Here is a 25852-nt window from a genome sequence, read left to right on the forward strand (position 1 = left end):
ATTATTCTATTGATGTTGACCTCAACAACATTTGTCGTGGCACAACCCAATATTGAAAAAAGCATCGAGTGTCGGCTTGATGTTACTGTCGTGTCCAGCCGGAACTTTCAAAATCCTGTTACGCAATATACGTCCATTAAAAATGACGGGTATCCCATGTTATTGATCGGGATAAAAATTCACAATGCTGAGGCAAGCAATGCTTCAAAACATTTGGAAAAACATCGGCAATATTGCTCCAAGTTGAGTGGACAGCAAAAAGATGCATATTTATCTGGTCCTCATGAGCAGAATAAAAATACAATTCACATTGGTGATCCGCTCATACTTAGAAATATTCATTCATCAGGAAAACATTATCCCTATTGGTCTGAATTTTATTTTATCGAAAAGCGTGGTCATTGATCATCACAGTTTGGTACAGGCTTCAATTTAAAAAACGTGTGTTCCAAAGCTGTTGGGCTTTTTTCATGGCATCTTCATAATCTGTTACCACACCCATGGTATAGAGCGCTATACCCATCGTTTGAGTCACGGCAATTTCACCATAGCCATGTGATTGTTGACCCTCCCAAACTGCTTTAAAGACGGACAGATCCAGTTGTTCTTCAACAGGACTGCGATGATCTGTTAATTTTGGCAATTCATATTCATAGAGTTCGCCATTTTGAATGCCGCAGATCAATGTTTTTGCATCAGGATTTCTTTCAAACTCACCGCCTTCACCCTTAATCACCGCACTATTTTGGTAACCCAGTTGAAAGGCTGCCTGTTGATGCGAGCTGCGGTAAGCAGGGTGGAAAATAGCCTGCATGGTGGCTTTGGCATTGAAAGGATTAATTAGACGAGCAAGAGTATGTACTGGAGAGCGTAATCCCATCACATTTCTGAGATTAATCAAATCCGCCAAAATTGGAGAAATTACATCCAAAGGCAAATAAGCAAAATTCCGAGCTGCTAACTGTTGCTTGACCGCTGTTTCATTTTGGCAAATTGGAAATCCTAAATGCGCTAAAACCTGTTCAGTATAAACACGGTTCATGGTATGACCGGCAGCACCGTGCATGACGATCTTATAACCGTGTTTGGCCAGTGTTAAAGCCGCCAACAAAAACCATGGATAATGTTTACGTTTGCCTGCATAGGATGACCAGTCTAGATCCACAGAAAGTGCCTGGAAATTCAATTGGTCTTTGGTCGCTTGGACAAAACCTGTAAGTTCATCTACAGATTCTTCCTTGACTCGGAGTAACATCAAAAATGCCCCCAGTTGTACATCAAGCACTTGATTTTTTAAGATCATCGAGAAAGCTTGATAAGCTTCATCATAAGTTAATGATCTTGCACCATTTTTCCCTTTACCGATAATTCGCACATACTGTGCAAAAGGATGTTCAAAGTCTTTATATAGATTGCGTTTGCTGTTCATATGGGTGCAGTCATAAGCGGAAGAAGCTGTGCAGTACACTATGCCATAAATGGATTAAAAGGGTATAGATCCAAGTGACATTAGACTAAGGTCTAAGCAGAAAATGGACAGATGTTAGCCGAAATCTACATTTAACTAGAGATTGATGCTCAAAAATTAATTAAAATATGCTTGAATAGTGTTTTATTTATCATCTCCTGTTCTACATTTATTCTGATTTGCATATTGGCAGTACGGAGTAAATCTTAAACATCGTCATTCGTTGTCTTTGTTTTGGAAAACGGCTGTTTTCTGAACGGATTTTTATTTTCTAAAAATCTATTTTCTTGATGTTTTCATCAGGATTTTTGCCTGTGTCAGCAAATGGTCGCATTAATATTGGATATTTCTTCGAACAGAAATATAGAAAGAAGTAATTATCATGGCTAAGAAACCGCTGTATAAGTCACTCTATTTTCAAGTGATTGTTGCCATTATTTTGGGTGTGATCGTGGGTCACTATTTCCCAAGTGGTACGCAATTGATCAATGGTGTAGAAAAAAATATTCCAGGTTTGGGTGAGCAACTTAAACCATTAGGTGATGCTTTTATCAAGCTCATTAAAATGATTATCGCACCTGTGATTTTCTGTACCGTGGTCAGTGGTATCGCAGGTATGGAAAGTATGAAATCGGTCGGTAAGACTGGCGGTATTGCACTGTTGTATTTTGAGATTGTGTCCACGATTGCCCTGATTATTGGTTTGGTGGTAATCAATATCGCGAAACCGGGTGTTGGGATGAATATTGATCCCGCAACACTTGATACCTCTGGTATCAGCAAATATGTGGAATCTGGAGCGTCACAGTCTACTGTTGATTTCTTTATGCACATTATTCCCAATACAGTTGTTGGGGCATTTGCTGAAGGCGAAATTTTGCAAGTTCTTTTATTTGCATTGCTGTTTGGCTTTGCTTTGCATAAGTTGGGAGATGCAGGTAAACCAGTGCTGAGATTGATTGATCAAATTTCGCATGTGTTCTTTAACATCGTGAACATGATTATGAAACTTGCGCCTATTGGTGCATTTGGTGCAATGGCATTTACCATTGGTAAATATGGGATTGGTAGCTTGGCACAACTTGCCCAATTAATTCTCTGCTTCTATATCACTTGTTTATTGTTCATTTTCATTATCTTGGGTTCAATCAGCCGTTTCTGTGGTTTTAGTATTCTTAAAATGATCCGTATGATTCGTGAAGAATTGTTGATTGTATTGGGTACATCATCTTCTGAATCTGTATTGCCTCGAATGTTGAAAAAGCTTGAAATTGCAGGTTGTGAAAAATCTGTTGTCGGTTTGGTGATCCCAACAGGTTACTCATTTAACCTTGATGGAACGTCTATTTATCTGACGATGGCTGCGATCTTCATTGCACAGGCAACCAACACACAATTGGATATCTGGCATGAAATTACCTTGCTTGCGGTATTGTTAATTTCATCAAAAGGTGCAGCAGGTGTGACAGGTTCAGGATTTATTGTGATGGCAGCGACTTTAGCAGCAGTGGGTAATATTCCTGTTGCTGGTCTGGCATTGATTCTGGGAATTGATCGTTTTATGTCGGAAGCACGTGCCTTAACCAACCTGGTTGGGAACTCTTTGGCAACCATCGTTGTTGCTAAATGGGTAGGTAAGCTTGATGTTGAAAAACTCAATGATGCTTTGAATAATCCAGAAGAAGTTGACCGCAAAATGCTTGAAGAAAAAACCGAAGTACATGCTTAAATTTTTTAAACGATTCAGGAAAGAATATTAAAGGAAGCCAAGGCTTCCTTTTTTATATGAGTGTTGAAGGATCTTTTATTGCATACATAATTTCAAATTAGATACTGAGGAAAGAATGTTTTGCCAGTGACGCAATATCGGACATATTGATCGGCTTTTAGCATCAGTTTCTTTTGAACGCTTTAACTGGATTGCCTCGTTCGATCAGCGCATGTTGTAAATGTCGTGCTTGCTTATGATCTGCTTGTTGACTTTCAATAAGTTGTTGCAGTTTTAATGCAATCAATTCTTTTGCTAAACGTTTATTGGCATGTTGGCTGCGTTCAGACATGACTTTAACACTGATTCCAGTGGAGATATGGGTTGCATGAATAGCGGAGTCGGTGGTGTTGACATGTTGTCCACCGGCACCGGATGCCCGACAGGCTTGGAAAACAATCGCATCATCAGCAGGAAGTTGCTGGGGTGTTTGAAATTGGCTAATGCCTACAAACCAATTTTTACGTTTGTGATGTGGACGAATTGGACTTTGAAACGTCCATTGAATGGTTCCCAACCATGAGTTCAGCCAGTTTTGATGCGCATCGTCAAGATGACACATCACCGATGAATAGCCATGCACAGAATTATTGCTTTCTATGACCTCAAGTAGAATTTTTTGCTTTTTGGCTTCTTTTTGCATTTCTTGCAAAGTGTATTTAACTGCAAGTTCACATTCTGCGGGTCCAAGCGCAGCACTGATTTGGACTATAGACAATATGGATTATCCTTTAGATCAAATAATTGATCAAAATAAAAAGTATTGATTTAAAAAGGCAAATTTATAAATTTGTGACCATAATTTTTTGTAAGTCACAAATAGGTGTTTTTCAGACCCTGTATTATAAAAAACTATCTGCATGAAAAACAACCAAAATAAGTGAGAATTCAGTTTTATGGGTGAAATTGCAAAAAATGTTTATGAAAATACATGCTCAGTTGAATAATACTATTCGAGAAATTTTTCAAAATATGGCAGAATATGCGGTTTTAAAGATTTTAGAGGATTGGCAGCATGCGCTTTGTTGATGAAGCAGTCATTACCGTAGAGGCTGGCGACGGTGGCAATGGCGTAGCCAGTTTTCGCCGTGAGAAATTTGTACCATTTGGTGGTCCAGATGGTGGTGATGGTGGTCGTGGTGGCAGCGTATACATTCAAGCTGACGACGATACCAGTACCTTAGTCGATTATCGTTATACCCGTAAATTTCGCGCTGAACGTGGTAAAAACGGTGCTGGCGCAAACTGTGCTGGTCGTGGTGGTGAATCAGTTGTTTTGAAAGTTCCTGTGGGAACAACCATTGTAGATACAGAGTCTGGCGATATTATTGGTGACCTGGTTGAAGATGGTCAAAAAGTTTTAGTTGCGCATGGCGGTGATGGCGGTTTGGGAAATACCCACTTTAAATCATCGACTAACCGTTCGCCACGTAAATGTACACATGGGATCAAAGGTGAATACCGTGAAATCCGTCTAGAGCTTAAAGTTCTGGCTGATGTGGGCTTGCTGGGAATGCCGAATGCGGGTAAATCTACCTTTATTCGTGCTGTTTCGGCAGCAAAACCTAAAGTTGCGGATTATCCATTTACCACAATGGTGCCAAACTTGGGTGTGGTTGATGCTGATCGTCATCGTTCATTTGTAATGGCGGACATTCCAGGGTTGATTGAAGGCGCTGCTGAAGGTGCAGGTCTCGGTATTCGTTTTCTTAAACATTTGGCACGAACTCGTATTCTTTTGCATATTATTGATGTGCAACCGATTGATGGTTCGGATCCTGCCTATAATGCCAAAGCCATTATGGAAGAATTGAAAAAATTCTCACCAACGTTGGCTCAATTGCCGATTGTACTTGTTTTAAACAAACTCGACCAATTAAGTGATGATACTCAAGAAGAATGGTGTAATCATATTCTTGAAGAATTACAATGGGATGGTCCTGTATTCAAAACTTCAGGCTTGCTTGAAGAGGGAACAAAACCTGTTGTGTATTACCTCATGGATCAAATCGAACAACAACGTGAGTTGGAAGAAGAAGATCCAGAGTATGCAGCGAAAATGAAAGCGTTCCGTGATCAGCTTGAGGCTGAAACACGTGAACAAACGATTGCTGCAAAAGAAGCTTATCGTGAAATGCGCCGTCAACAACGTCTGGCCGGTATCTTGGGTGATGACGATGAAGACGACGATGGTGACGATGGCGAAATGGAAGTGTACTACGTGCGCTAGTTTCTAAAGATATCCGAATATTCGGGTATCCGTTTAGAAAAGAAAGACCGAGGATAAGATGATAGAAGTGGTAGATGGGCAACGTCAGCTCAAGGCTTTAAAACGTATCGTTGTTAAAATCGGATCATCTTTACTCACAGCAAATGGGCAAGGTTTAGATTTGGATGCAATTTCGCATTGGGCGAAACAAATTGCAGATCTACACACTGCTGGACATGAGATTATTCTGGTGTCTTCTGGTGCTGTGGCTGAAGGGATGGTTCGCATGAAGCTAGAGAATCGACCCACCGATCTACCCAGTCTGCAGGCTTGTGCTGCGATTGGACAAATGGGCTTAATCCATACTTGGTCAAGCGTATTAGAGAAACATTCGATCCAAACAGCACAAGTCTTGTTGACGCATGATGACCTCGCAGATCGCCGCCGCTATTTGAACTCATGTGATGCCTTACAGAATTTAATTGACTGGAAGGTGATTCCTGTCATTAATGAAAATGACACGGTTTCCACAGACGAAATTCGTTTCGGTGACAATGACACGCTTGCCGCAATGGTTGCAGGTCAAGTGCATGCAGATTTGCTGATTATTTTGACTGATCAGCAGGGGATGTTTGATTCAGACCCACGTTCCAATCCCAATGCAAAATTGTTCCATACCGTTCGTGCAATGGATGAAACTTTATTTGATATGGCGGGTGGTGGCGGTAAGTTTGGTCGTGGCGGTATGCTGACCAAAGTTCGTGCTGCTCGTTTGGCAGCCAAGTCAGGGTGTCCAACGCTAATTGCAAGTGGTGAGAGTGACCATGTATTGGCTCGTTTAATGGCGGGTGAATTACTGGGTACACTGTTTATAACCGATGATGATCGTTTAACGGCGCATCAGCAGTGGCTTGCCGCGCACTTACAAACGGCAGGGCGTTTGGTACTCGATGAGGGTGCGGTGAAAGCCATTAAAGATAATCACCGTAGTTTATTGCCTGTAGGCGTAAAAGCTGTTGAAGGCCATTTTGATCGTGGCGATGTGGTTGAGTGCGTCGATCAACATGGTCATCGTGTTGCGGTTGGGCGAGTAAATTTCAGCTCTCGTTCTGCTGAAATTGTCAAAGGTTTGTCATCTGACAAGGTTTATCAAGTTTTAGGTGAAGCACGCTCATTGGAAATGATACATCGCAACCATATGTCGATTTATTGATTTCCGAAGTTTTATAGATATGACCTCGCTAAGGCGGGGTTTTTATTTGGGTATTAATGCTGGCGCCTTGTTATTATAAAAATCAGATTTAAATACTTTTTTCCCCACATATGACTTTAAATAATAATGCTGTTGGTGCAGGCGCGAAGCACCTTGTATACCTTGAGCAAAATTTTCATCATGATTTAATTTGCGTTTAATGGCATTAAAAAAACCTTTTATGTTTTTATCGGGAGTTTTTGAAATCATTCTCAAGGTTATTTTTTCTAAGCTATCTTCTGTTTCTCTTCCACCTTTGCCTTCAATGGCATAAATACAATATTTGTCATTATAAATTTGGCTTTTATTTATTTTTTGAGCTTTATCTAAAAAATAGAATCCCAGATTTCGATGACCATACTTTAAAAGTTGTGCCTGTAGATTTTCTGCCGTGATGGCATCGATTTGAATCTGGTGATTGGCATCAAAATATTCCATCAACAGTTCAATCTTGTATTTTTCTAATTCAGGCTGAATATAAGGATAGAATTGCATCAATGGTGTAATGACATAAATATAAGACATAATGAGCTCACATTTAAACGATTAAATTTCAAGCTGATTTCTTTTCATTTTCAATGTTTGGGAGATACTGATCTTGACCAACCATATATTTAAAATCAGCTAGATCAAGCATGTCGAGATCTTCTTCACTGTTTCCATAAGCGAAGACTTTTTGATAATGTGTTAAATCATATTTTTCTAAAATTCGCAGCCGTTTTTGTTCGCTACTACAGTCTGGCGTCGCATAATGACCTGTAAATTTCCCCGCAGTGATTTCTGTCTCGGTACAGATCAAATCTATTTTTAAAAGTTGGCAGATAACCTCTAAGTAAATGTCAACAGAGGCAGAAACCAAAACGACATCATCACCATTATTTTGGTGTTTGAGCAGTTGTTGGTAAAGAATCGGATCTAATTGTCCCATTAGACGATAAGCGTATTCATCCGCTATATCCAAGATCTCATTGGCATCCGCATGTTTAAACATGGCGTTAAACAGCTTTATGCGCATTGCATGAGCAGGGTAGATATTTAAATAATAGGCTTGAATCCACGGTAAGATTTTGATGCCTTGTTTTACGATATGCCTTTTGGATAAGGCATAGAAAATAAACCCTGTAAAACTATCTTTTTTACACAGGGTTCCATCAAAATCAAATAACGCTAAATTTTTATACGTTTTGCTCGGTGCATACATGTTTCATATCGTCCGTTTACGCGGCTCGCATACCAATTTGTGTTGTAGTCACGACTTAATTTCGGTCCAGAAATGATCACTTCAGGCATTATGGCATATATTGGCTCTTTGCCTGTCTGATTTTTATAAAGTTTAGAGACTGCTATATAGGTCTGGGTTTTTTCAAAACCTTGTTCTTTCTCTTGCTTTAAATCACTACGTAATTGTCTTGGGGTCACTAAAATATTATTTTGGGAAAATAAAGCCGTCAGTGCTTTTTCTGTATCTGTGATAGCAGGACGAGGATCACCATTTTTATCATAAGACAACAGGTCACCATCAAGTGCTAAATCCGCTTTGGTCAGCTTATCAATCATTTTTTGGAAAGCCGCATTTCGACTCGAGTACATGCCCGAGTTGTAGTCTGCAAAACGATAGATCGGTTTATCATAATCCGCTGGGTACATCATTAAACGATGAATGCCGTAGTACAAACCACCAAACTCAGTATAAAGATCATCTCGTAATTCATTGACATTCATACTGCTGCGTTTGTGTGCTTTGGCGTAGTTGATATGTACTTGCATCGACCCAAGAGTGGTGATTGGGTTCATTTTCTCGGCAATATCTTGACCTACGAATTTAGCAGCACCCGTGAGTGCGCTGACATGATAATGCTTTGCCATATAATCAAAGATTTCACGGTAGAGCACATCTAAATCTTTTTCTGTGCGTACACGACTCATCTGTTTTAAGTAATTATCATCTGGCGAGGGTTGATTTTTTAAAACATTTTCAAAGTACGATGCGACTGTACCGCCAATGGTTGAACCCAATTTTTCTTCAAACTTTTCATTGAGTCGAGTGGTCACTTCTTTGACAGCCTTGTCGCCTAAACCAGGCACAACAGGATTAGCGACAAAGTTGGATTCTTGGTCAACGACAGCGATAATGGTACAGACATTTTCTTTATTGGTCGGAATTTTTAATTCGTTGGAAATATCGTAAATATCTTTCGCCCAAGAATCACGTTGGCTGACACGATTTGGAATCAGCTTCTTAATCTGTTCCTGTTTTAACTGCTCATCATCCTCATTGGCAAACCATGAACCTTTACCACAAGCAACCAAACTTAAAGAAAGAGCTAACACGCTGAAAGATTTAATAAAAGCGTGATGTCGAACTAATTTTTTCATATCGCAGAAAACATACTCGGAAAATGATGAGCCACTATGGCAGATGCAGTATACTATGAAGGTCTTAAAATGTATGAATATATATGTATATTGGTCCCTATCAACTGTCAAATAATTTAATCGTTGCCCCTATGGCAGGGGTAACTGATCGTCCGTTTAGAACGCTATGCAAGTATTTTGGTGCAGGACATGCGGTCAGCGAAATGATGACATCTGATCAGACATTAAGGATGACCAAAAAAAGTTTATATCGTGCCAATTTTGATGGTGAACTCGCGCCCATTTCAGCACAAATCGCGGGTTCTGAACCAGAACAATTGGCTGAAGCTGCCCGTTACCAAGTTTCAAATGGTGCCCAAATTGTCGACATCAATATGGGCTGTCCTGCGAAAAAAGTCTGCAATAAATTAGCAGGCTCAGCACTGTTACAAGATGAAGATTTAGTTGCCCGAATTTTAGATGCAGTGGTCAATGCTGTGGATGTTCCTGTGACCTTAAAGACCCGTTTGGGCTATTTAAATGGTCAGGAAAATATTCTGCGAGTGGCAAAGCGTGCTGAAGAAGCAGGAATAGCAGCTTTGGCTTTACATGGTCGTACCCGTGAAGATATGTATTTAAACACGGCACGGTATAGCTTGATCAAAGAAGTCAAGCAGTCGATTTCGATACCAGTGATTGCCAATGGTGATATTGATCGTCCTGAAAAAGCCAAATATGTGTTGGATTATACAGGTGCGGATGCCGTGATGATTGGTCGTGCGGCACAGGGACGCCCTTGGATTTTTCGCGAAATTGCCCATTATTTAAAAACCGGTGAGCATTTAGCTGCGCCCAATATCCAAGAAGTGAAAGATGTTTTACTTGGTCATTTGTCTGAGCTTTATCAGTTTTATGGGGAGTACTCCGGTTGCCGTATCGCGCGAAAACATATTGCTTGGTACACCAAAGGCTTACATTCAAGCAATGAGTTTCGTCAGCATATGTATAAGGTTGAAAGTACTGTTGAGCAAGCGAACGTTGTAGAACAGTATTTTGACCACTTATTGGAGCAAGGAAACTTGATGAGTGATGTACAGGTTGAGTCCGTTAATTTATTGGATGTATAGACATAAGTTGGTGGATGAAAGCCTTAATTTAACACTAAGGCATTCCAAACAAAATTTACTTTTTCAGAGTAAATTAAGTGGCTGCGGACGATATAAACATCTTGAAAGAAGCTATAACCCTCCAGAACTTTTAATTTATTGTCATTGAGTTCTTCTTCTATCAACAATCTTGGCAGCCATGCTACACCCAGACCTTGTAAAGCCAAGGCTTTTAAGTCACTGGCATTGTCTGTTTCATACAAGGTACGGTAATTTAATTTACCTTCGATCACTTTATCGACACATTTGCCCAAATAGGCTTTTTTACTGTAAGCCAAGAGAGGGAAGTTCTGGCTAAATGAATATTTAGGTTGTTGATTGATTGTCGCTGTGACAGGGAGTACTTCCATTTTGACGATTTTATGATATTTAAAAATACTCGGGTCTAACTGTTGTAAAGTAATTTGATCACAGTAACAAATTAAAAAATCACAAGAGCCTTCTTTGAGTAAATAAAGTCCTTGTTGCAAATTGGAGGCGATAATTTCCAATTTTAAATCATCATAATTGCTATATAGTTTTTGAATAAATTTGGGGAAAAATTGAGTAATCAGAGAGTGGGATACCGCAAACTTAATCGATAATTCATTGTCTTTAATATTTTTTTCTAAATAGTTAATGGTGGTATTCATCTGATTTTTGATGTTTTTAGATGTTGAGAGCAAGACTTGCCCGGCATCCGTGAAATCAATACTTTTGCTGTAGCGTTTTAAAATCTGAAAACCAAGCGATTCTTCAATATTCTGTATTCTGCGTGTAAAAGCGGATTGGGTAACATGGCGTAGCGCAGCAGCTTTAGATATGGATTTTTCTTGGTCTAAAGCCAAAAGATCTTCTATCCATCGAATTTCTAAGGTCATATTGATTAGCCGTTCTACATTACACACTTACTATTATAGCAAGTGATATGCAAAAAATGCATACATAAATATTTTTTTACATTAGCCAATTTTCAATGCATTTCCTAAGATAAATTTATTCTTTTATTGAGCTGTATTGCACATGAACATTGAAATTAAAACACGAGTTGAAAAGGATTTACTAGGACTTAAAGAAGTGCCGTTTCATTGCTATTATGGCGTACAAACCCTGAGAGCACTGGAGAACTTTAACTTAAGTTCAACTAAATTAAGTCACTTTCCTGTTTTTATTAAAGCACTTGCAATGGTTAAGGCAGCTTGTGCAGATGCCAATTTCAAACTCAATAAGCTCGAAGAAAATAAGTATAATGCAATTCAGCATGCTTGCCAGCAACTGAACAATGATTTGTATCATGAGCAATTTCCAATCGACATGATTCAAGGCGGTGCGGGCACATCGACCAATATGAATATCAATGAAGTTGTGGCGAATATCGGATTAGAGTATTTAGGGCATGCAAAAGGGGAATACAAATATTTGCATCCAAATAATGATGTGAATATGTCGCAGTCAACCAATGATGTTTACCCAAGCGCAATCAAAATTGGTTTATTGTTTGCCTTAGACCAACTGAATCAGCCATTTCAAAGCTTAATTCAAAGTTTTGAAAATAAATCAGATGAGTTTTCTCATATCTTGAAAATGGGACGTACTCAATTACAAGATGCTGTACCAATGACATTGGGGCAAGAATTTGCAGCATTTGCGCATACTTTGCAAAACGATTTGAAAAAAATCAATCAAATTATGCCAGACGCTTTAAGTGTGGTGAATCTTGGCGGAACTGCGATCGGTACGGGTATCAACACTGAAGTTGAATACCGTATTCTTGCTATTCAAGCTTTGTCTAAAATAACCAATAAAACCATCTCAAGTGCGCCTGATTTAATTGAAGCAACTTCGGACATGGGCGATTTTGTTCTGTTATCGAGCTTATTAAAGCGAACTGCAACTAAACTTTCAAAGATCTCTAATGATTTACGTTTGTTGTCGAGTGGTCCGCGTGCAGGTTTAAATGAAATTCATTTAGAACCACGCCAACCCGGCAGCTCAATTATGCCAGGTAAAGTGAACCCAGTAATTCCGGAAGCAATGAATCTTGCTTGTTATCAAATTATGGCGAATGATTTGGCAATTACTTTAGCTGCTGAAGCAGGTCAATTACAGCTCAATGCTATGGAACCGTTAATTGCCTTCAAATTATTTGAATCAATTGATTTGCTGGGCAGAGCAATACGTATGTTTGAACAGAAATGTATTCAAAATATTCGTGCCAATGCAGAGCATTGCCAAGCTTTGGTGGACAACTCGATTGGTATCATTACAGTATTGAATCCTTACTTGGGTTATGAAACGACAACACGTATTGCCAAACAAGCCAATGAAACTGGTGCAAGTATTTTAGAGTTGATTCGAGCAGAACAATTGCTTTCTGATGAAGTTTTAGCTTCTGTGCTTGCCGTTCAAAATATGGTTCATCCTAAGCAACAAGACGCAGCCTAACCGCCTTGTAAAATGGATTGATTATTAGAGAAACATGTTCAGTTTTTCTTTTGATTAAAATAAGACAGCCTCCAAATGGAGGCTGTCTTATTTACATCTACTTTAATTATTTTTTAAAGTTCAATTATTTAAGGATGTCTGGTTTAAGGTTCAACAGCAATTAAATCTCAAAATTAACACAAATCACTCATTCTGCTAAGCCATTCGCAAATGTTCTTTTAGCCGATCATTTCAAGGGGAGATTCGCTCTTTTCGAAAGTAATTTTTCAGCATATTTATACTCTCCTGAGCATCAAAATTGTGGCATTTTGATGAGTATGAAGTGTTGGGTTGGTATGAATGCTGTTGCAATCAATCTTTCCAAAAATCACATTGATTAAATATTTTTGATTGGATTTGCGCGCCCAATTGCTACGCCTGATCAACCATAAAAAATGAAGGTTTGCCCCATGACATTTTTTGAAAAGAAAAAAGGGAAGACAAACCTGTGATGCTGAACAGCGAGCTGCACAATATGGGGTATAGGATTGATCAACCGTAATACTGTCAGGTCATAACCTGCACGTATTGGGTGATATGCAGACACGACAAATCACATGTGTATTTTTGAATCAGTTAAAAAGGAAAATGATCTAAACTGATGGAAAATGACTGAACGATGGGAAAAAAATGATTAATCATATGCAAAAAAATGTATATTGATTTTGCTGCTATTTGATTCAAAATATGAATTTTATCAAGTCGATCCAATTGATACTCTTGCAAAGGTCGTTGAAAAAATGGGTAAAAATGATTTAAAACGATTTGCTCAATATAATGTTTGGGCAACCCAACGTCTTTGTAAGTGTTTAAAAACTGTTTCTGATGCAGATTTTAATCAAGAGGTCGGACTTTACTTTAAAAGTATTGCAGGAACTCTCAACCATTTACTTTTGGGGGAGCATTATCTCTGGTATTCACGTTTTAAAGAGCATCACTCTCCAACTATGGCATTAAACACCGTCATTCATCAGGATAAAACTCAGCTTTTGAATGAATTAAACACTAAAAGCCTAAATTGGTTGAGCTTTATTGATGATTTAGATGAGACACTTTTAGCGGGAAATTTAAACTATTGCAGGGCCAATGGGGATGCACAAAGCTTGCCCTATACAGATACGCTGATTCACGTTTTTAATCATGGTACACATCATCGAGGGCAAGTGACTGCTGCTATGACGATATTGGGTTATCAGTGTCCTGAGCTTGATTGGGTATATATGTTGGTTGAAGAAAATTTACAAGATTGACCAGAATATGTTTCAGAAGTGACACATCGTCACTTCTGTAATTGCTTTTAAATCAAGCGTGATTCATTTCTACAACCAATTGATTGAGTAGATCCTGTGCTTCAAGTTCTCGGATTTGTGCTACATTACTGCCCGCCCAAAATGCACCAAAGCCAACATCGCCATTCTGTACTGCCAATGCATTAAGTTGTTTTGCCAAATCATAAGCATAAGGATAGGCTGCTACATTTGGACGATCAGGCTGGTCGATGCGAGTTTGCCAATGATTGATGATGCCGCGTGCAGGGCGACCAGAGATACTGGAGGTAATTTGAGTTAAAGGATGATCAAATAACGCTTTGCGGTAAGCAGTATTGGCATTTGATGACTTGCATTGTACAAAGGCTGTTCCCATTTGTACTGCATCTGCACCGAGATTGAGCATGGCTTTTGCCTGCTGACCATTCATAATTCCCCCCGCTGCAACCACAGGGATTGAACAGTGTTTTTTGATGAGTTGAACAAGGTCGGAGGTTTTAATTGCACCATCGATTTGTGCATTAAAAATACCGCGATGTCCACCTGCTTCAATTCCCTGAGCAATGATAATATCAATGCCTGCTGCTTCGATAGCAAGGGCTTCAGTCAGATTGGTTGCTGAAACAAGCGTTAGAATACCAGCATCTTTTAGTTTTTGGATTTGATATTCATGTGGAATACCAAAGTGAAAACTTACGGCTTTGGGCTGTGTCTCCAAGCATAGATCTAAAAAATCATCGTTGTCTTTAAAGCTTGGATAAATACACTTTAATTCAGTGGGTGGAACAGCACCAAATTTTTCAAATTCAGCCGCTAAATGTTCTATCCAGAGCATATTGGACTGTATGTCTATGCTCGATGATTCGTGACAGAAGAAGTTCAACTGAAAAGGGTGAGGGGTTAGATTTTGGGTTTCCCTGATGAGTTTGTGGGCAGTTTCAACATCATTTGCACCAAGTCCCAACGATCCCAGTGCACCTTGATTGGATACTTCGGCTGCTAATTGTGGTGTTGAAACCCCTGCCATAGGGGCAAGCAATATTGGAAGTTTTATTCCTAACTGTTCTAATAAAGACATTTCCTAGCTCCTCAATTTTCATTTACTTTGCCCAAGCTTAGGGCAATAAGCAAATTATGTTCAGTATTTATTTTAAAAATATAATTTAAATACATGTTTATGTGGAGCTGAAGTGAAACATGTTGATATTAAATTGGAGTGACATGGAAAAGAGAGCCAATCCAACTAGAGAAAGCCATCGCGATAATGCCCCAAATGGCAACTCGAAGGCTGCCTTTAAGCATAGAAGTTCCGGCAAAATAGCTAGATAAAGCACCTAAAATGACCAGGGATAAAATACCGACCACCAAAACCACTTTTTCTAAATAAATTTCAGGACTGAATAAAATTGATAATGTGGGTAATAACGCCCCGATCGAGAAAGATAACGCAGAAGAACCAGCGGCTTGGATCGGTTTCGCAGCAGTTATGTCATTGATTCCAATTTCATCACGGGCATGGGCTTCCAATGCATCTTTTTCAGTCAGTTGAATCGCAACCTGATGGGCGAGTTCTGGATCTAGTCCACGCTGTATGTAAATATGTGTCAGTTCTTTAAGTTCTAAATGCGGATTTTTTTCTAATTCGCGTGCCTCAACTTTTAAATCCGCCTCTTCTATATCCGATTGTGATTTGACAGAAATATATTCACCTGCTGCCATTGAAGTTGCACCTGAAATTAAGCCAGCAATACAGGTAATAAGTAGTGTGTGACTTGATGCTCCACTTGCTGCCATCCCCATCACTAAACTGGTCACTGAAATAATACCGTCATTGGCACCCAAAACAGCTGCTCTTAACCAGCCTGTACGTTGTATAAAATGTTGTTCTGGGTGATGTGAATGAGACATAAAGGTGACTCCATATTCAGGAAAGTTAAATCACTTATAATTTAAGTATATGACAAATATAAAAAAGCTCCTATGTCAGGAGCTTTTATTTCAATTCAAATTATTGTTGAGCTTTTTCTTTCACATCGGCTGCACCTTTTTCAACGGCGCCCGCTGCAGTTGCGGTTGCATTTTTAGCCGCATCTACAGTTGCGTCAGCGGCATGGGCAGTCGCGTCAGCAGCATGGTCTACAGCCGTAGCAGTAGCATTGGCAGCATGGTCAGCTGCTTGAGCTGTTGCACTAGCAGCATCTTTAGTGGCATTTTCTACATCATGTTTAGCTTGATCAACAGCATTTTCAACATGTTCACCTGTAGTTGCTCCTGTTTCAGGGGCTTTATCTTTATTACAGCCTACGAGTGCAATCGTAGCAGTCAGACCCAAAGCGAGTAAAATTTTATTCATCTTGTATACCTTTTTTAAATTAATATTTGGCATCCAGCAGCTGGATGAAATAAATATAAACACAAAAAAAAATCAAATCAAAAAATAAAATGTAACGTTTTTATAAGTTTTATGCCTTAAATTAACGACAGGCATGCTTCAATCCATAATATTTTCACAAAATCTTAATATATTATTCATAAAATAGTATATTCATTGTGTTTTTTTAATTCAAAAATTATATCCAGTGATAAAATATACCAGTGCAACAAGATAGTGGAGATATAAAGTAAAATTCAGCGTGCAAAATGGATGTTTTGTGATAATGCACCATAGATGAGCAAGAATGACATTATTGAGGTAAATCTGACATTTATACGTTTAGAATATTATTTAAACAGTTCTCAAAATAAAACTGGGTTAAAGTAAAAAAATATATTTACAAGCCAATAAAAAAAGATAGAATTAAAACCAAAGTGTGAAATATATCAAATAATTGACTCGCCCCCAAAAGCCCCAAAATGGTGCTTTAAACGCGGGTAAAATGGAAATTTATGGGGTTTTCTTAAATATGCTGGATTTAAACAAATCTCGAAAAGTGCCAGATGATTTTGTGGAATATGCTGAAAGACAAATTAGGCACTTACTGAATGCTGTAAGTGGTGTTGAGTTTGTGATGCTATGTACTTCAGATGGTTTCGAAATTGCGCTGGTCAATAAGAAAAACATTAATAATTCAGGAAAAATTGCTGCTGTCAGCAGCTCAATTTTAGCAATGGTGACAGCTTTTGTATCTGAGATTAATCTTGTGGGATGCCAAACAATTACTTTAGATGCTGAGAATGGAAAGGCGTTGCTGACAGCTATTCCGCATCCGAAACATCCTTTGGTTTTGGTTGCTATGACCAACAAAGATATCTTGCTAGGGCAAATGTTATATGAGGTAAAGTCGACAACAGAATTGTTGGTAAAAAATATCTAACGTTGATTCATGGAAATTGTTAAGCGACTTATATTTTTTATATAAAACGAGATGTTTATCAATAATCGAAATAATCTATTGATAATTGTTGAAAGTTGTAGCAAGTTTTAAATGATTAAAAGTCTAATTTATTTTTAAATTACGCTTGAATAATTAATATTTTTTATGCTATTAAAATAAGCGTAGGAAATAATTAATTAAAATTGATTATCGAATAAAATTAAAATAGGTATTCAAGAAGAATACTAATTTTATCCATGTTAGCTAGGGGTAATAATCCTTAGTTAAATAGTAAAGTGTTTTAGTAAAGCAAAATAAAAATTGAATTACTAAAGCAAACAACAATGTCAAATAGAAACGGGGATGCTCATGGCTCGTATCACACTAGATCAATTAACAGATATCGATGGTTTCGTTTGCGCTGCTTTAGTAGACAGCGAAAGCGGTCTTTCATTAGCGACAGCAGGTGCAGGCTTGGACTTGGAATTGGCAGCAGCAGGTAATACTGAAGTTGTTCGTGCTAAGCGTAAAGTTGCAAAAGCTTTAAAACTTGATGATGTAATTGAAGATATTTTGATTACTCTAGGTAAGCAATATCATTTGATCCGTCCATTAGATTCAAATGAAAATTTATTCCTTTATCTTGTTTTAGACCGCTCTAAATCAAACTTGGCTATGGCTCGCCATGAGTTGAAAGCATTTGAAAAAGGTTTGGATTTTTCTTAATTCATTATTGAAAAGTATATAAAAAACTCGTCTTAGGACGAGTTTTTTATATTCAGATCATGTATAACATAATAATCGTATTGGCAGTTTTATCGTTATGTTGAAAGCCGGAATTTATAGACATTATAAAGGTCATTTGTATCAAGTTCTACATGTGGCAAATCATAGTGAAACGCGGGAAAAAATGGTGGTCTATCAATGTTTATATGGTGATTATTCAATTTGGGTTCGACCATATGAAATGTTTATCGAACAGGTTAGTTTGGAAGATGGTCGATCGATAGCAAGATTTGAGTTTTTACATACCGTTTAATTTCGCCAATGTGTTGATTAACGGAGTATAGTTAAAAGTGATTTGTATGCTAAAGAATTTATGCTGTAGAGCTGATCGACTGTCATTGGAATGACGTGAATAATTGAAATAATAACAATGATAGTAAAGAGGACGTGCTGAATATGAGTTTAAGTCACCCATTTTTGCAACGATTGAATGAGCTATACCAGTCTTTTATCAGGTTTGATGCGACACAATGTGATCGGATCAAACGATATCGTAACATTGAACCAGAATCTGCACTATTTCTGGCTATGCAAGTCAGAATTCAACAGGCTAAAACGATTCTTGAAATTGGTACTTCAACAGGATATTCAACTTTGTGGCTGGCTGATGCAGCACAAGTGACAGGTGCAAGGGTCACAACGCTTGAGATTGATGAGCAGCGAACACTGCAAGCAAAGCATTATGCCAAAGAGTTTGAACTAGATCATGTTATTGACTTCTGGGTCGGTGATGCACAAAATTATTTAGAAAAATGTCATGAAAAATATGATTTTATATTACTCGATGCTGAGCGTGATGCCTACTTGAATTATTGGGTGTATCTGCAAAATATGATAGTAGAACATGGGGGCGTATTGGTTGTAGATAATGTGATTTCACATGCGGCTGAGGTTAAAAGTTTTATTGATGAAGTAAAGCGAGATCCACGATTTATGACAACCACACTGTCAGTAGGCGCTGGGCTTTTTATTGTGACATTTAAAAATTAGTATCTGGTGTTGCATCAGGGAGGCTTCTCCCTGACTTTGTGCTGAAACAGATGGTTTTACAAATTATAAAATTGAAAGTCGTTTAAAATGTACGTCATATTCTAAATACTTATGCACAAAAGCCGTTTTATCACTACATCGCAGTAAATTGTCATAAATAAATTCTGGTACAGGATGGTATAGTTCACCAGAACCATTGTTATAAAAAATTTTTAAATACCGTGAAGAAGCATTGTACTTCCAAGAAGTCACGGTAATCATTGATCCCATAAGCAACCCCTTAAACTTCTGATTGTTCTACAGAAAAAATATTCTGTATGATTTGAAATTAGTCTATTCATCTCTAGAAAAGTATTGTGGTTTTGTAAAAAGGCTGAGGTTTTTTCTGATAAGCTTATGCCGAAGCCGAAAATTTAAAAAATGATCAAATACCATGAATAGAATCCTTGAAAAAATGTTTGTTTCTATCTCGGAAACAAAGGGGACGCAATGATCCTTGCGATTGATGTTGCGTATAGTGGAACGAGTGCGCAAGTCGCTGGAGGAGTATTTGATGCATGGGATGCAGCTGATTTATTCAAGCGATACAGGATTTCTTTAGATCACATCATGGACTATGAATCCGGGCAGTTTTATAAACGTGAATTGCCTTGTATTGAAGCTTTGTTGGCACATGTTACAGAGCAGATTGATACGATTATTATCGATGGGTATGTTTATCTTGGGAATGAACAGAAAGCGGGTTTGGGGCAGTATTTGTATGAGGCATTAATCCGTAAAGTTCCCGTGATTGGGGTGGCTAAAAATCAGTTTAAAGGTACGCCAAGCAATTGCGAAATTTTACGCGGTCAAAGCATCCAGCCGCTTTATATTTCCGCGGTCGGTATTGAGCTTGAACTTGCCAAGCAATATGTGAAAAATATGCATGGAAAATATCGGATACCGAAGTTGTTGAAAGAGGTCGATCGCCTAAGCAGAATCTCACAACAATAATTGAATGATTTAGTAATAAATCAATTCAGCTTTATTTGAAGAATTTTGACATAAAGTGAGTTACATTGTGATAAACAAACAGGATAAATGAAAATGAACCAGCCCTCCGATGAATACAAAATTGCAATTAATTATATTGAATTCAATGTCAAAGATATTCAGCAATCCAAAATATTTTATCAATCCTTGGGTTGGACATTCACTGACTTTGGTCCGGCTTATTGTGAATTCGATTCTGGTACGATTAAAGGTGGTTTTGCCCAAGCTGATCATGTTCACAGTGCGGGTGGCGCATTGATTGTTTTATATACTGAGCAAATCGAACAGAGTTTACAGTGTGTAAAAGATGCAGGTGGAACGATTGTACAAGAAATTTTTAGCTTTCCAGGTGGACGCCGCTTTCACTTTAAGGACTTGGATGGTTATGAGCTTGCCATTTGGTCGCATTAAAAAACCACGCTTTAACGTGGTTTTTTAATCTAATCTAATCTAATTGAATATTAGATTTTACCAACTAAGTCGATAGAAGGAGCAAGTGTTGCATCGCCTTCTTTCCATTTAGCAGGGCAAACTTCACCAGGGTGACCGTGAACATATTGAGCTGCTTTAACTTTACGAAGAAGTTCAGAAGCATCACGACCAATACCACCAGCATTGATTTCGATGATTTGGATTTTACCTTCAGGATCGATCACGAAAGTACCACGGTCAGCAAGACCAGCAGATTCGATTAAAACTTCAAAGTTTTTAGCAAGTACCCAAGTTGGATCGCCAACCATTACGTATTCGATTTTTTTGATTTCTTCAGAAGAATCGTGCCAAGCTTTGTGCGTGAAGTGAGTGTCTGTAGAAACTGAATAGATTTCAACGCCTAATTTTTTGAATTCAGCATAGTTATCAGCAAGATCACCTAGCTCAGTTGGACAAACGAAAGTGAAATCGGCTGGATAGAAGAAAACTACAGACCATTTACCTTTAAGATCAGCTTCTGTAACTTCAATGAATTGACCGTTTTGGAACGCTTGTGCTTTAAAAGGTTTAACTTCAGTATTAATTAAGCTCATCATTATCTCCATGATTGAGGTGTTTATCTAATATGTAACTAGAATAATGAATTTTAGGTTATTGGTGAAATAGTATTTTTTTATGGCTAAGATCGGAAAATCAAATTAGCATGCTCCAGATACATTTCACCAAAGACAATTGTTCAGTCATTGTTCCATCAACTAAAGCAAATAAAGATGATGTTTGAATGACAAAACCATCCTTTTTAAATCTGTAACAAACATGATGCTTCTGTAGCTATATTTCAAGGGTGATTTTTTAAAAAAGATATAAAAAATATTTCAATGTATAGAAATTGTTCTGCTAAGATCGTTTGACTCTTAAATCCATCACATTTTAATGACGTATATTGATCAAATTCTGCGTGTTATTGCTGTATTGTGTTTGGCTGTCGCATCATTGTGTATGTTGAGTATTGCAGGTTCTGAAAACAATCTATGTTTATATGAATATATTCGCCCACTTCAGGTGACTTATTTTAGCGAGTTGCACGGCACTTCTGCGGATGATCCTGAAATGATTCAGTTTTCTGGCATTGTCGGACTGTTTTTATGTTTACCTTTATTACTGTCTTATCGACGTTTTTGGTATATTTTATTTTTAGCGGTCTATTTTTTAATATTCCTCATTGTTTTATCGATGCTTGAAACAGCACCATTTTCGAAAATTATTTACGACAGTATCGTGTATTGCCATCAGCCATTGTGGATCATTGGGGGGATTACATGGTTACTTTTTTTGATTTTAAGCCTGATTTATGTCAGACCAATATGATTTCATTTTTCAAGAGACTATCTCTGCTACGCATTACCGCGTAAAATATTCTGTTCAATTTTAAGTATTAGGATAAAGCATCTGTGCCAAATCAGTTAAATGTCGATCAATGGGTTATGGTTCGCGATCGCCATCGTTTAAGCCGACTGAAAAAAGGAAAAGATGCTGATCCAGAAAAATTTCAAGAACTTTTTGAGAAATCGAATCAGCAAGTTAAAAAGAGATTCGCCAGTCTACCGACGATTAAACTTAATCAAGATTTACCAGTTACTCAATATGCAGATCAATTGATTGATGCGATTCAAAAACATCAGGTCATTATTGTGGCAGGGGAAACGGGTTCTGGTAAAACCACTCAGTTACCACAAATTGCGATGCTTGCAGGTCGTGGTTTAACAGGAATGATTGGACATACGCAACCTCGTCGTCTTGCAGCGCGAAGCGTCTCACAGCGGATCGCAGAAGAAGTCGGCGAGAAACTGGGTGAGTCCATTAGCTTTAAAGTCCGTTTTAATGAACAAGGTTCCAATGATTCAATTGTTCGTTTGATGACGGACGGTATTTTGTTGGCTGAGCTGTCGAATGACCGTTATTTAAATAAATATGACACGATCATTATCGATGAAGCGCATGAGCGTTCATTGAATATTGATTTCATCATGGGCTATCTGAAACAGTTGGTGAAAAAGCGTCCTGATTTGAAAATCATCATCACCTCTGCAACTTTAGACGTCAACCGATTTAGTGATTACTTTAATGGGGCGCCTATTTTTGAAGTTGAAGGACGTAGCTTTCCCGTAGAATTGCGTTATCGTCCAATTTCAGAACTGACCATTGGTGGCAGTGATGACGATGATTTTGATGATTTCGAGGAAAACTTACCGCGTGCTGTTGTGCAAGCCGTGGAGGAATGTTTAAAAGATGCAGAAGCTAAAGGGCATCCTGAGCATGCAGATATTCTGATTTTTTCAAGTACGGAACAAGAGATTCGTGAACTACAGGAAACCTTGCAGAAGTTTGGACCGAAACACACCCAGATTTTACCCTTGTATGCGCGACTGGCGCTAGCTGAACAGCAGAAAATCTTTAATCCTTCAGGCGGTGGGCGAAGAATCATTATTGCGACAAACGTGGCTGAAACTGCTTTGACGGTCCCCAACATACGTTATGTGATTGACAGTGGATTTGCACGTATATCCCGCTATAACTATCGTTCTCGGGTACAACGCTTACCGATTGAGGCAATATCACAAGCAGCTGCGAATCAGCGAAAAGGGCGTTGTGGTCGTATTGCACCGGGTGTGTGTATTCGCCTTTATAGCGAGGATGATTTTCAAAGTCGCCCTGAATTTACCGAGCCAGAAATTAAACGCACCAATTTAGCATCGGTTATTTTGCAGATGCAAAGTCTGGGCTTGGGTGCAGTTGAAGATTTTGATTTTATTGAGCCACCCGATCATCGTTTGGTTAACGACGGTCGAAAGCTATTGATTGAATTGGGGGCTATTCAGGAACAGCCGCAAGCCAGTAGTTCTACTCGCAGTGAGCTGACCAAAATTGGTCTGCAAATGGCAAAAATGCCAATTGATCCACGTTTGGCGAGAATGATTTTGGGCGGGGCTCACTTTGGTGTACTTCGTGAAGTGTTAATCATCGTTGCAGCTCTTGCTGTACAAGATCCTCGAGAACGTCCTGCGGATAAACAGATGCAAGCCGATCAAAAGCATGCACTGTTTAAAGAAGCAGATTCAGATTTTTTATTTTATCTGAAATTATGGAATACCTTGAGTGAAAATCGTGAGACTTTAAGCGAGAACAAACGTCGTAATTTTGCCAAGCAGCATTTTCTCAGTTGGTTGCGTTTGCGTGAGTGGAAAAAAACCCATGAACAATTGCTTGATTTAGCGCAGGGCTTAAAGCTGTCTTTTAATGAGAAAAAAGCCAGTTATGAAAATTTGCACCGTGCACTGTTAACGGGGCTATTGTCTTTTATTGCCAATAAAACAGATGAACGCAATACTTTCATGGCAGTACGCCAGCAAAAGGCACGGATTTTTCCTGCATCGACATTACATAAAACCAATACACCTTGGGTCATGGCATTTGAAATGGTGGAAACCTCTCAGGTTTATCTGCGCACTTTGGCAAAAATAGAACCCGAGTGGATTCTCTTGGCTGCACCAAATTTATTAAAACACCATTATTTTGAGCCGCATTGGGCGAAAAAACCTGGTGTCGTCAATGCCTATGATCAGATTTCATTATTTGGCTTAATTATCGAGCCCAAGCGGGCAACCAATTATGAAAAAGTGGATCAGCCTGCTGCGCATGAAATTTTTTTAAGAGATGCATTAACGACAGGAAATTTAGGGATTACACCGCCATTTCTAAAACATAATTTATTGAAGCTTGAAGAAGTTGAACGGGTTGAAGATAAATTAAGACGTCGTGATTTGGTGGTTGATGAAGAAACAATTTACCAGTTTTATGCAGCCAAGGTTCCTGCTGAAATTGCAAGTCGTCGCAGTTTTGAAGACTGGCGGGCGACGGTAGAACCTAAAAATCCTCGTTATCTGTTTGTAGATGATGATGATTTATGGATGACAGATCGTCCGACTACGCAGCAATTTCCTGATTATTTGCATAATGGGCAATTGCGATTGGCGGCCAGTTATCGTTTCGATCCAAGCCATGATGAAGATGGGGCGACAGTAAAAATTCCAGTACAGGCCTTAGCACAAGTCGATGAAAATATCTGGTCGTGGGGAATCCCCGGATGGCGTTTAGAGTTGATAGAAGCCTTACTCAAAGCACTGCCTAAAGATAAACGCCGTAATTTAGTGCCGATTCCCGACACAGCGCAAAAGTTGATGAAAGCAGTAGATGCTCAACATTTACGTGGTCATATTTTTGATTTCCTTGCATTTCAATTACGAGGCGAACAGATTACGCGCAAAGATTTTTCTTTTGAGCGTATTGAACCTTATCTGATTCCTTTTGTTAAAGTTCTTGACGAAAAAGGACGTGTGTTGGAACAGGGGCGTGACCTTGCAGAACTTAAAGCACGTTGCCGTACAGAAACACACAGTCCCGTAAAACAATTGAAAGGTGAATTTACCGTCTTCCCTGAAAATTTTGTTTTTGAGGCCTCTCAAAAAGTTACGGGTGTTGTTGTTAAACAATATCAAGCATTGGTACCCACTAAAGACTTTGCACAATTAGACAGCAAAGATGAATCCGGGATTGTGATCCAGACTTTTAATGATCAGAATGAAGCCATTAAGCAGCATCGCGAAGGTGTGATTCGGTTGATTCATATGCAGTTAGGTGACTTGATCCGTCAACTGAAAAAGCAAATTTCAAAACCATTGGCTTTGGCTTACTCACCATTGGGAGATAAAGCCCAACTGGAGCAGATGTTGATTTATGCAACTTTGCAAATGGCGATTCAAAACTTACCGATCAATGCTCAGGAGTTTGCTCAGTTAACTGCCGATGTCAAGAAAAGCTTCTTAACGCATGGTCAGGAGGCACTAAAACTGATCAGTGAAATCTATATTCAATGGCAAGAAATTCGTCAAAATTTACTCATGTTGGATCAAGATGTCTTTGGAAAAAATATGGATGACATTGAAGATCAACTGGATTTGATGAATCTCTCCAATTTTGTTTATTCAAAATCATTTGATGTTTGGCAAGAATATCCGCGTTATTTAAAAGCATTGTTATTGCGTTTAGATCGTTTGCCGAATAATCTAAATCGAGATGATGCTGCGATCAAAGAAGTTGATCCTTGGATGGATAAACTGTTTAAGTTTAAATCCGATGTTCGTGTAAAAGAAGTGTATTTCATGGTTGAGGAACTACGGATCTCCTTATTCTCACAGCCGATGAAAACCAAAATGCCGATATCTTCGACTCGAATACAAAAGGTATGGGAAAAGCTAGGAATCGGTTAGAATAGAAATAATTTGAAATATT

At 38.5% G+C, this 25852-nt stretch carries 26 protein-coding genes; 15 read left to right on the top strand and 11 right to left on the bottom strand.

The features are described from left to right. Positions 1-12: 12 nt before the first annotated feature. Positions 13-405, top strand: a complete 393-nt coding sequence (locus tag IMO47_RS07750) for a hypothetical protein (RefSeq protein ID WP_227552306.1) — start codon at positions 13-15, stop codon at positions 403-405. A 22-nt stretch (positions 406-427) separates the two neighbouring features. On the opposite strand, the gene IMO47_RS07755 is transcribed toward IMO47_RS07750, so the two are convergent. Then, on the bottom strand, positions 428-1429 hold the full coding sequence (locus IMO47_RS07755) for a glycosyl transferase family protein (RefSeq protein WP_196077213.1): 1002 nt from the start codon (positions 1427-1429) through the stop codon (positions 428-430). 421 nt (positions 1430-1850) lie between these two features. Between IMO47_RS07755 and IMO47_RS07760 the strand changes: the two genes are divergently transcribed. Further along, on the top strand, positions 1851-3197 hold the full coding sequence (locus IMO47_RS07760) for a dicarboxylate/amino acid:cation symporter (RefSeq protein WP_005030057.1): 1347 nt from the start codon (positions 1851-1853) through the stop codon (positions 3195-3197). A gap of 163 nt (positions 3198-3360) precedes the next feature. On the opposite strand, the gene prfH is transcribed toward IMO47_RS07760, so the two are convergent. Then, on the bottom strand, positions 3361-3954 hold the full coding sequence (gene prfH, locus IMO47_RS07765) for a peptide chain release factor H (RefSeq protein WP_196077214.1): 594 nt from the start codon (positions 3952-3954) through the stop codon (positions 3361-3363). 297 nt (positions 3955-4251) lie between these two features. On the opposite strand from prfH, the gene cgtA reads away from it, so the two are divergent. Together cgtA and proB are read left to right on the top strand one after the other, a co-directional pair. Beyond that, complete coding sequence (gene cgtA / locus IMO47_RS07770) at positions 4252-5466, top strand: Obg family GTPase CgtA (protein ID WP_196077215.1); 1215 nt, start codon at positions 4252-4254, stop codon at positions 5464-5466. Between the two features lie 58 nt (positions 5467-5524). Further along, complete coding sequence (gene proB, locus IMO47_RS07775; RefSeq protein ID WP_196077216.1) at positions 5525-6658, top strand: glutamate 5-kinase; 1134 nt, start codon at positions 5525-5527, stop codon at positions 6656-6658. Positions 6659-6700: 42 nt separating this feature from the next. Here proB and IMO47_RS07780 read toward each other — a convergent pair whose 3' ends face one another. From IMO47_RS07780 to IMO47_RS07790, 3 genes are all read right to left on the bottom strand, one after another. Next, complete coding sequence (locus IMO47_RS07780; protein WP_227552304.1) at positions 6701-7135, bottom strand: hypothetical protein; 435 nt, start codon at positions 7133-7135, stop codon at positions 6701-6703. Between the two features lie 115 nt (positions 7136-7250). Further along, entirely contained in the window at positions 7251-7898 is a 648-nt protein-coding gene (locus IMO47_RS07785) for an HAD-IB family phosphatase (RefSeq protein ID WP_196077218.1), read from the bottom strand. Further along, positions 7865-9073 carry a DUF1615 domain-containing protein gene (locus tag IMO47_RS07790; protein WP_196077219.1) on the bottom strand — a complete coding sequence of 403 codons (1209 nt, stop codon included), beginning with the start codon at positions 9071-9073 and terminating at the stop codon, positions 7865-7867. Before IMO47_RS07790 ends, IMO47_RS07785 begins: the two co-directional genes overlap by 34 nt. A gap of 83 nt (positions 9074-9156) precedes the next feature. Here IMO47_RS07790 and dusB point away from each other — a divergent pair, with 83 nt between their 5' ends. Continuing rightward, a complete protein-coding gene (dusB, locus tag IMO47_RS07795; protein WP_196077220.1) occupies positions 9157-10179 on the top strand; it encodes a tRNA dihydrouridine synthase DusB in 1023 nt (340 codons plus the stop codon). Between the two features lie 23 nt (positions 10180-10202). Here dusB and IMO47_RS07800 read toward each other — a convergent pair whose 3' ends face one another. After that, a complete protein-coding gene (locus tag IMO47_RS07800; RefSeq protein WP_196077221.1) occupies positions 10203-11078 on the bottom strand; it encodes a LysR substrate-binding domain-containing protein in 876 nt (291 codons plus the stop codon). 142 nt (positions 11079-11220) lie between these two features. Between IMO47_RS07800 and IMO47_RS07805 the strand changes: the two genes are divergently transcribed. Then, positions 11221-12642 carry an aspartate ammonia-lyase gene (locus IMO47_RS07805; protein ID WP_196077222.1) on the top strand — a complete coding sequence of 474 codons (1422 nt, stop codon included), beginning with the start codon at positions 11221-11223 and terminating at the stop codon, positions 12640-12642. A 779-nt stretch (positions 12643-13421) separates the two neighbouring features. Further along, positions 13422-13931 (top strand): DinB family protein, encoded by a 510-nt coding sequence (locus tag IMO47_RS07810; RefSeq protein WP_196077223.1) that lies wholly within the window; start codon positions 13422-13424, stop codon positions 13929-13931. 52 nt (positions 13932-13983) lie between these two features. On the opposite strand, the gene IMO47_RS07815 is transcribed toward IMO47_RS07810, so the two are convergent. The 3 genes from IMO47_RS07815 to IMO47_RS07825 all read right to left on the bottom strand — a co-directional run bounded on the left by IMO47_RS07815 (position 13984) and on the right by IMO47_RS07825 (position 16302). Beyond that, the gene (locus IMO47_RS07815) at positions 13984-15027 is read right to left on the bottom strand and encodes a nitronate monooxygenase (protein WP_196077224.1); all 1044 of its coding nucleotides are present in this window, start codon (positions 15025-15027) and stop codon (positions 13984-13986) included. Positions 15028-15155: 128 nt separating this feature from the next. Continuing rightward, entirely contained in the window at positions 15156-15857 is a 702-nt protein-coding gene (locus IMO47_RS07820) for a VIT family protein (RefSeq protein ID WP_196077225.1), read from the bottom strand. Between the two features lie 100 nt (positions 15858-15957). Beyond that, positions 15958-16302 (bottom strand): hypothetical protein, encoded by a 345-nt coding sequence (locus tag IMO47_RS07825; protein ID WP_196077226.1) that lies wholly within the window; start codon positions 16300-16302, stop codon positions 15958-15960. Between the two features lie 550 nt (positions 16303-16852). Here IMO47_RS07825 and IMO47_RS07830 point away from each other — a divergent pair. From IMO47_RS07830 to IMO47_RS07845, 4 genes are all read left to right on the top strand, one after another. Further along, positions 16853-17263: a roadblock/LC7 domain-containing protein gene (locus IMO47_RS07830; RefSeq protein ID WP_196077339.1), complete on the top strand. Its 411-nt coding sequence runs from the start codon at positions 16853-16855 to the stop codon at positions 17261-17263. A 369-nt stretch (positions 17264-17632) separates the two neighbouring features. Next, positions 17633-17989, top strand: a complete 357-nt coding sequence (locus IMO47_RS07835) for a hypothetical protein (protein ID WP_004721834.1) — start codon at positions 17633-17635, stop codon at positions 17987-17989. A gap of 97 nt (positions 17990-18086) precedes the next feature. Continuing rightward, on the top strand, positions 18087-18302 hold the full coding sequence (locus IMO47_RS07840; protein WP_196074730.1) for a DUF1653 domain-containing protein: 216 nt from the start codon (positions 18087-18089) through the stop codon (positions 18300-18302). 143 nt (positions 18303-18445) lie between these two features. Then, entirely contained in the window at positions 18446-19039 is a 594-nt protein-coding gene (locus IMO47_RS07845; RefSeq protein ID WP_196074731.1) for an O-methyltransferase, read from the top strand. A 63-nt stretch (positions 19040-19102) separates the two neighbouring features. Here IMO47_RS07845 and IMO47_RS07850 read toward each other — a convergent pair whose 3' ends face one another. Beyond that, the gene (locus IMO47_RS07850; RefSeq protein WP_004831498.1) at positions 19103-19309 is read right to left on the bottom strand and encodes a KTSC domain-containing protein; all 207 of its coding nucleotides are present in this window, start codon (positions 19307-19309) and stop codon (positions 19103-19105) included. Between the two features lie 219 nt (positions 19310-19528). On the opposite strand from IMO47_RS07850, the gene IMO47_RS07855 reads away from it, so the two are divergent. Together IMO47_RS07855 and IMO47_RS07860 are read left to right on the top strand one after the other, a co-directional pair. Next, positions 19529-20032, top strand: coding sequence for an endonuclease V (locus IMO47_RS07855; RefSeq protein WP_196074732.1), 504 nt, complete (start codon positions 19529-19531; stop codon positions 20030-20032). A 93-nt stretch (positions 20033-20125) separates the two neighbouring features. Continuing rightward, on the top strand, positions 20126-20482 hold the full coding sequence (locus IMO47_RS07860; protein WP_196074733.1) for a VOC family protein: 357 nt from the start codon (positions 20126-20128) through the stop codon (positions 20480-20482). 50 nt (positions 20483-20532) lie between these two features. Here IMO47_RS07860 and ahpC read toward each other — a convergent pair whose 3' ends face one another. After that, complete coding sequence (ahpC, locus tag IMO47_RS07865; RefSeq protein WP_004721823.1) at positions 20533-21096, bottom strand: alkyl hydroperoxide reductase subunit C; 564 nt, start codon at positions 21094-21096, stop codon at positions 20533-20535. Positions 21097-21436: 340 nt separating this feature from the next. On the opposite strand from ahpC, the gene IMO47_RS07870 reads away from it, so the two are divergent. Together IMO47_RS07870 and hrpA are read left to right on the top strand one after the other, a co-directional pair. Then, entirely contained in the window at positions 21437-21871 is a 435-nt protein-coding gene (locus tag IMO47_RS07870) for a hypothetical protein (RefSeq protein ID WP_196074734.1), read from the top strand. 83 nt (positions 21872-21954) lie between these two features. After that, a complete protein-coding gene (gene hrpA / locus IMO47_RS07875) occupies positions 21955-25830 on the top strand; it encodes an ATP-dependent RNA helicase HrpA (protein WP_196074735.1) in 3876 nt (1291 codons plus the stop codon). Positions 25831-25852: the final 22 nt, after the last annotated feature.

This window comes from Acinetobacter sp. Res13-Abat-PEC15-P4-01, from assembly GCF_015676285.1.
Lineage (GTDB): Bacteria > Pseudomonadota > Gammaproteobacteria > Pseudomonadales > Moraxellaceae > Acinetobacter > Acinetobacter nematophilus.

Coding starts and splice junctions, on each gene's coding strand:
- dusB (WP_196077220.1), top strand. CDS start 9,157: ATGTATATTGGTCCCTATCAACTGTCAAATAATTTAATCGTTGCCCCT.
- IMO47_RS07830 (WP_196077339.1), top strand. CDS start 16,853: ATGCTGGATTTAAACAAATCTCGAAAAGTGCCAGATGATTTTGTGGAA.
- IMO47_RS07835 (WP_004721834.1), top strand. CDS start 17,633: ATGGCTCGTATCACACTAGATCAATTAACAGATATCGATGGTTTCGTT.
- IMO47_RS07860 (WP_196074733.1), top strand. CDS start 20,126: ATGAACCAGCCCTCCGATGAATACAAAATTGCAATTAATTATATTGAA.
- IMO47_RS07815 (WP_196077224.1), bottom strand. CDS start 15,027: ATGTCTTTATTAGAACAGTTAGGAATAAAACTTCCAATATTGCTTGCC.
- IMO47_RS07800 (WP_196077221.1), bottom strand. CDS start 11,078: ATGACCTTAGAAATTCGATGGATAGAAGATCTTTTGGCTTTAGACCAA.
- IMO47_RS07785 (WP_196077218.1), bottom strand. CDS start 7,898: ATGTATGCACCGAGCAAAACGTATAAAAATTTAGCGTTATTTGATTTT.
- IMO47_RS07750 (WP_227552306.1), top strand. CDS start 13: ATGTTGACCTCAACAACATTTGTCGTGGCACAACCCAATATTGAAAAA.
- IMO47_RS07805 (WP_196077222.1), top strand. CDS start 11,221: ATGAACATTGAAATTAAAACACGAGTTGAAAAGGATTTACTAGGACTT.
- IMO47_RS07870 (WP_196074734.1), top strand. CDS start 21,437: ATGACGTATATTGATCAAATTCTGCGTGTTATTGCTGTATTGTGTTTG.
- IMO47_RS07760 (WP_005030057.1), top strand. CDS start 1,851: ATGGCTAAGAAACCGCTGTATAAGTCACTCTATTTTCAAGTGATTGTT.
- IMO47_RS07855 (WP_196074732.1), top strand. CDS start 19,529: ATGATCCTTGCGATTGATGTTGCGTATAGTGGAACGAGTGCGCAAGTC.
- IMO47_RS07820 (WP_196077225.1), bottom strand. CDS start 15,857: ATGTCTCATTCACATCACCCAGAACAACATTTTATACAACGTACAGGC.
- proB (WP_196077216.1), top strand. CDS start 5,525: ATGATAGAAGTGGTAGATGGGCAACGTCAGCTCAAGGCTTTAAAACGT.
- IMO47_RS07850 (WP_004831498.1), bottom strand. CDS start 19,309: ATGGGATCAATGATTACCGTGACTTCTTGGAAGTACAATGCTTCTTCA.
- IMO47_RS07845 (WP_196074731.1), top strand. CDS start 18,446: ATGAGTTTAAGTCACCCATTTTTGCAACGATTGAATGAGCTATACCAG.
- IMO47_RS07755 (WP_196077213.1), bottom strand. CDS start 1,429: ATGAACAGCAAACGCAATCTATATAAAGACTTTGAACATCCTTTTGCA.
- cgtA (WP_196077215.1), top strand. CDS start 4,252: ATGCGCTTTGTTGATGAAGCAGTCATTACCGTAGAGGCTGGCGACGGT.
- ahpC (WP_004721823.1), bottom strand. CDS start 21,096: ATGAGCTTAATTAATACTGAAGTTAAACCTTTTAAAGCACAAGCGTTC.
- IMO47_RS07780 (WP_227552304.1), bottom strand. CDS start 7,135: ATGGAATATTTTGATGCCAATCACCAGATTCAAATCGATGCCATCACG.
- IMO47_RS07840 (WP_196074730.1), top strand. CDS start 18,087: ATGTTGAAAGCCGGAATTTATAGACATTATAAAGGTCATTTGTATCAA.
- IMO47_RS07825 (WP_196077226.1), bottom strand. CDS start 16,302: ATGAATAAAATTTTACTCGCTTTGGGTCTGACTGCTACGATTGCACTC.
- IMO47_RS07810 (WP_196077223.1), top strand. CDS start 13,422: ATGGGTAAAAATGATTTAAAACGATTTGCTCAATATAATGTTTGGGCA.
- IMO47_RS07790 (WP_196077219.1), bottom strand. CDS start 9,073: ATGAAAAAATTAGTTCGACATCACGCTTTTATTAAATCTTTCAGCGTG.